4 protein-coding genes are annotated in these 4,872 nt (G+C 74.3%); 2 read left to right on the forward strand and 2 right to left on the reverse strand.

The window, feature by feature from the left end:
- Positions 1–272 precede the first annotated feature (272 nt).
- A complete protein-coding gene (locus ACFXGA_RS13610; RefSeq protein ID WP_378087531.1) occupies positions 273–1,238 on the forward strand; it encodes a hypothetical protein in 966 nt (321 codons plus the stop codon).
- On the opposite strand, the gene ACFXGA_RS13615 is transcribed toward ACFXGA_RS13610, so the two are convergent.
- Positions 1,239–2,423 carry an MFS transporter gene (locus ACFXGA_RS13615; RefSeq protein WP_378087533.1) on the reverse strand — a complete coding sequence of 395 codons (1,185 nt, stop codon included), beginning with the start codon at positions 2,421–2,423 and terminating at the stop codon, positions 1,239–1,241.
- Complete coding sequence (locus ACFXGA_RS13620; RefSeq protein ID WP_378087535.1) at positions 2,420–3,196, reverse strand: DeoR/GlpR family DNA-binding transcription regulator; 777 nt, start codon at positions 3,194–3,196, stop codon at positions 2,420–2,422. Before ACFXGA_RS13620 ends, ACFXGA_RS13615 begins: the two co-directional genes overlap by 4 nt.
- Before the next feature lie 174 nt (positions 3,197–3,370).
- Between ACFXGA_RS13620 and ACFXGA_RS13625 the strand changes: the two genes are divergently transcribed.
- Positions 3,371–4,666 carry a choice-of-anchor A family protein gene (locus ACFXGA_RS13625; RefSeq protein WP_378087537.1) on the forward strand — a complete coding sequence of 432 codons (1,296 nt, stop codon included), beginning with the start codon at positions 3,371–3,373 and terminating at the stop codon, positions 4,664–4,666.
- The last annotated feature ends 206 nt before the right edge of the window (positions 4,667–4,872 follow it).

The raw sequence follows: 4,872 nt of genomic DNA on the forward strand, positions 1-4,872 counted from the left end.
GCGCCTCACGCCGTCACGTCGGGGACGCGGGCTGCTGTCGTCGTCGAGGTCGTTGCGGAATCCGGCCGGACCCGGCTGCCCTCGCACAGCTTCGGCAGCGGTTCTCAGGGTGATCGGTCACTCACTCTTGTCGCACCACTTCACCGGGTCACGGAGGGGATGCCGAGCGGGCGGCCGGGCCTCGGTGAGTGTTCGGTTCCTCCTCCTAGTGGTAACGCAGCGTCAGGCCGAGTCGATGGATCGTGCATCCGTTCGGTGTAAGGAGTGGCCCGATGGTGGAGAACTCGGCGTTAGGTCTGGTCATGCTGGAGGCCGGCACGCCGGTCGTGGTGACGGGCGAGGAACGGCACCAGGAGTGGCTGGCGAGGTACCCGGTCGCGCCGGGCGGCGAGCGCCGGGTGGCCGTCTCGCTGGCGTGGTGCGCCATCGCCTCCGGCAAGTACCGCGGGCAGCACGCCATCGAGGTGCGGCTGGACGGGCAGCGGGTCGGCGAGCTGACGTACCTGATGTCGCGGCGCTACGCCGACCTGATGGGCCGGGTGATCGAGGGCGGCGGCACGCCGGGCTGCGAGGCGGTGATCCGCCTCGGCGCCCGCGGCCTGGAGGTCGTGCTGTACCTGCCCCGCACCCCGTCGGCCGCCGCCGCGCCGCCGCCGACCGCGTTCGTCGCCCAGCCGACCGCGTTCGCCCGGCCGACCGCCCTCGTCCCGCACCCGGCGCCGCGCAAGTCGCGCCGTCCACTGTGGATCGCCGCCGCCGCGGTGGTGTTCCTGTTCATCGTCATCGGGTCGTTCGCCGACGACTCACCGTCCACCAAGGACACCGCCGCGATGCTCACGACGACGGCGACCTCCGTGCGCACCACGACGACCGCCGCGCCGACGACGACCACGACGACCACGACCACGACCACGACGACGACCACCACGACCACGACCACGACGACGACCGCGGCTCCCGCCCCGAACCCCGAGCCGAAGCCGCAGCCCAACCCCCAACCCAACCCGCAGCCGAACCCGCAGCCGAACCCGGCGACCCAGGCCCCTCCGCCGCCGCCCGCGCCCGCGCCGAACCAGGGCTGCCACCCCAGCTACACGCCGTGCGTGCCCATCGCGAGCGACGCCGACTGCGCGAACGGCTCGGGGAACGGGCCGGTCTACGTGCGCGGGCCGGTCACCGTCATCGGCCCGGACGAGTACGACCTGGACCGGGACAACAACGGCATCGGGTGCGAGTAGTCAGCCGACCCGCGCGCCGTCCTCGGCCGGCGCGGTGCGCGGGTCGAGGACGTGGGCGAACACCACGCCCAGCAGGCACAGGGCCACCGGCACGAGGAACGCGACGTTCAGCGGGATCCAGTGGGCCAGGCCGCCGATCAGGGCCGGACCCGCGAGCAGGCCCACGTAGCCGAGCCCGACGACCCGCGCCATCAACGCGCCGGACGACCGCTTGTCCAGGTTGCCCGCCGCGGTGAAGAGCTGCGGCACGCTGCCGGACAGGCCCAGGCCGAACAGGGCCCAGCCCGCGAACGCCAACCACACCCACGGCGTGAACACCACGAGCGTCAGCCCGATCGCGGCCAACGCCGCCCCGTACCGCACGATCGCGACCGGGCCGACGAGCGCGGCGACCCGGTCCGTGGCGAACCGGCCCACGGTCATCGCCACCGCGAACGAGCCGTAGGCGAACGCCGCCGTGCTGGTGGAGGTGTCGAGCACGTCCTCGGCGTGCAGGGCGGCCCAGTCGTTGGCCACGCCCTCGGCGAGCATCATCGCGAACGCGATGGCGCCCAGCAGCCACACGAGCTTCGTCGAGGGCTTCGCGGCCGGCGCGGACGACGCGCCCTCCGCCGGCTCGTCCGCGTCGGCGTCGATCAGGAACCGGCCGGTCAGCAGCGACACCACGATGGTGAACACGCCGCACGCGCTCAACGTCACCGCGGTGGGCACGGACGCGCCGAGCGTCGCCGCGCCCACCACCGCGGCGATCGCGCCGCCGATCGACCACATCGCGTGGAACGACGCCATGATCGGCCGCGGGTAGGCGCGTTCCACGACCACCGCGTGCGAGTTCATGGCCACGTCGATCGTGCCGTTGCCGAAACCGAGGCACAGCAGGGCCAGGCCGAGCGTCCACCACGACTGCGCCAGGCCCGGGAAGAACATCGCCACGCCGAGCAGCACGCCGGCCGCCGGCAGGAGCTTGCGCTGGCCGAACCGGTCGGCCAGGGGGCCGGCGACCTGCATGCCGACGAACGCCGCCCCGCCCAGGACGAGCAGGAGGCCGCCGAGGGCGCTGTGCGAGATGCCGGTCGCGCGCTCGACGTTGGGGATGTGCACCACCCACAGGCCGACGGCGAACCCGTTGAGGGTGAAGTAGATCCACGTCGCGGCGCGCGCGGCGCGCGGCAGGGGGGTCGTCACAGGGTCTCCAGTCGTTCGGCTACATGCACGAGCACGCCGCGGTCGGCGAGTCCACGTCGCACGTCCGCGGGGGCGTCGTCGTCGGTGACCAGCACGTCCGGCCGGTCGGCGGGGCACACGTGGGCGAGCGCGGTCCGGTCGAACTTCGTGCTGTCGGCCAGCACGATCGTGCGCCCGGACACGGCCATCGCCTGCTGCTTGACCTCGGCGTCCGCGAGGTCGTGCGCGGTCAGCCCGGTCTCCAGGCCGAACGCGCACGGGCTGAGCACGGCGACGTCGAAGCGCAGCGCGCGCAGCGACGCCAACGCCAGCGGGCCGACCAGGGCCAGCTCGCCGGGCCTGGGCTCGCCGCCGGGCAGCAGCAACCGCACCTGCGGGGCGTCGAGCAGTTCGCGCACCGCGTGCAGGGACAGCGGCATCACGGTGACCGGGCGGCCGCGCAGCAGCTTCGCCACCTCGAGCGCCGTCGTGCCGCTGTCCAGGACGATCGTCTCGCCGTCCCGGATCAGCCCGACGGCGGCCGCCGCGATGGCCCGCTTCGCGCGGTGCGCGGTCGCCGTGCGCGCGCTGAACGGCGGCTCCACGCCCGCCGGGCTGAGCGGCACCGCGCCGCCGTGCACCCGGCGCAGCACGCCGCCGGCGGCGAGCAGGTCGAGGTCGCGCCGGATGGTCATCTCGGACGCCCCGGTGGCGGACGCCAGCTCCGCCACGGCGACCTGCGCGCCGGAGCGGAGCCGTTCGACGATCACGCGGTGGCGGTCGGCGCTCTTCACGCGAGCAACCTTCGCAAACGGATGTGCGATCGAACAAGTCCTTTGTGCTTACGATCGCAGCGTCGGTGCGGTCGGACGTACGCGTTCACCCGCCCAGGGCAGTTCACGGCCCCGAGCGGGTAGCCGCGCCGGTTTCGCCGTGCGGGAGCGGGAAGCGGTCCGAGCATTGATCGCATGTCGCGGTCGCAGGTGCTCGGAGTGGTCGGAGCGGCGGCGCTGGTCGCCGCCGCGGCGTGGTGCGGGGTCGGCGCGGCCGACCCGCTGCCGGGCGGCCTCGGGCCGTGCCTGGGCACGCAGTGCCCGGACGCGTACCCGCCGCTGAACAACGGCCCGTTCGCCGGGCGCGACGACGCGGTGAACATCTTCGTCGGCGGCGACTTCCTGGTCCGGCAGAGCGCGGCGGAGGCCGAGGGCCGGGTGGTGGTCGGGGGCGACTTCGACCTGGCCAAGGCGGCGGGCGCGTCCTCGGTCTACAACGTCGGCATCGTCGGCGTCGGCTCGCGGGTGCCGCCGCCGGACGGGTCGGACTTCCTGGTCACCGGCGGCTCGGTGACGGTCGCGCCCGGCCAGACCCTCATCGCCGAGCAGGGCGTCGTGCGCCACGCCGGCACGGTGACCGGCACCGTCACGGGCGCCACCCGCCAGGACCCGCAGGCGTTCGCCCCCTACGCCGGGCTGGCCGCGCAACTGTCCGCGGCCGGCGCCTGCTACGCGACCGCGACCGCCACCGGCACGGCGGTCAACGAGAACCACCAGACCCGGTTCACCGGCGACGGCACGTCGTCGCTCCAGGTGTTCACCGTCGACTTCGACCTGGCCGGCCCGAGCGGGGGCCAACAGGGGATCGTGTTCGAGGGCATCCCCGACGGCGCGACGGTCCTGGTCAACCTCGTCGGCGACGCCCGCCGGATCGTCACCTACACCGGCGAGCCGGCCGACGGCGGGCCGGTCAACGCGCTGCGCGAGCGGCTGCTGTGGAACTTCCCCGACGCCACCGCGGTCGAGATCGCCGGCACGGCCCAGTTCCAGGGCAGCGTGCTGGTCGGCAACCCGGCGAGCACCACGACGGTGACCGTGCCGGGCACCGCCGGCCGCTTCTTCACCGCCGGCTCGCTCACCCACGGCGGCACCGGCGGCGGCACGGGCAACGAGTTCCACGCCTACCCGTTCACCGGCGACCTGCCGTCCTGCGCCGTCCCGACCACGACCACCACCACGAGCACCACCGGCACGGGGACCACCACCACGACCACGGTTCCGACGACCACGACCTCCGAATCCACGAGCGGCCCGTCCACCACCACCCGGCCGACCACCGCGACCGCCACCACGACGACCCGTCCGGGCGCGGTGCGGCCGGAGGACCTGGCCGACACCGGTGCGAACACCGCCGGCCCGGTGCTGCTGGGCGCTCTGCTGCTGGTCGCCGGCACGGCCGCGCTGACGCTGACCGCACGCCGCCGCCGCTGACGACCCCCGCCCCGCCTCCGGCGCCGCGGTCCGCCGACCGGTGACATCGGACGTTTGGGCTGAACGGTGGCCGGCCGGCGCGCCGCTCGCTGCCTATAGTCCGGGCGAGATGTTGTGGGTGGGCTCGCTGAACGCGTCCGCCGCTAGAGGGACCCTCGTTGTGGTGAGTTGTCGCCGGAGTGGTCGCGAGCTCGCGCGTCGCCGGC

Origin of the sequence: Actinosynnema sp. NPDC059335, assembly GCF_042752395.1 — a bacterium.
In the GTDB taxonomy this organism is placed as follows: Bacteria; Actinomycetota; Actinomycetes; order Mycobacteriales; family Pseudonocardiaceae; genus Actinosynnema.

Coding starts and splice junctions, on each gene's coding strand:
- ACFXGA_RS13610 (WP_378087531.1), top strand. CDS start 273: ATGGTGGAGAACTCGGCGTTAGGTCTGGTCATGCTGGAGGCCGGCACG.
- ACFXGA_RS13625 (WP_378087537.1), top strand. CDS start 3,371: ATGTCGCGGTCGCAGGTGCTCGGAGTGGTCGGAGCGGCGGCGCTGGTC.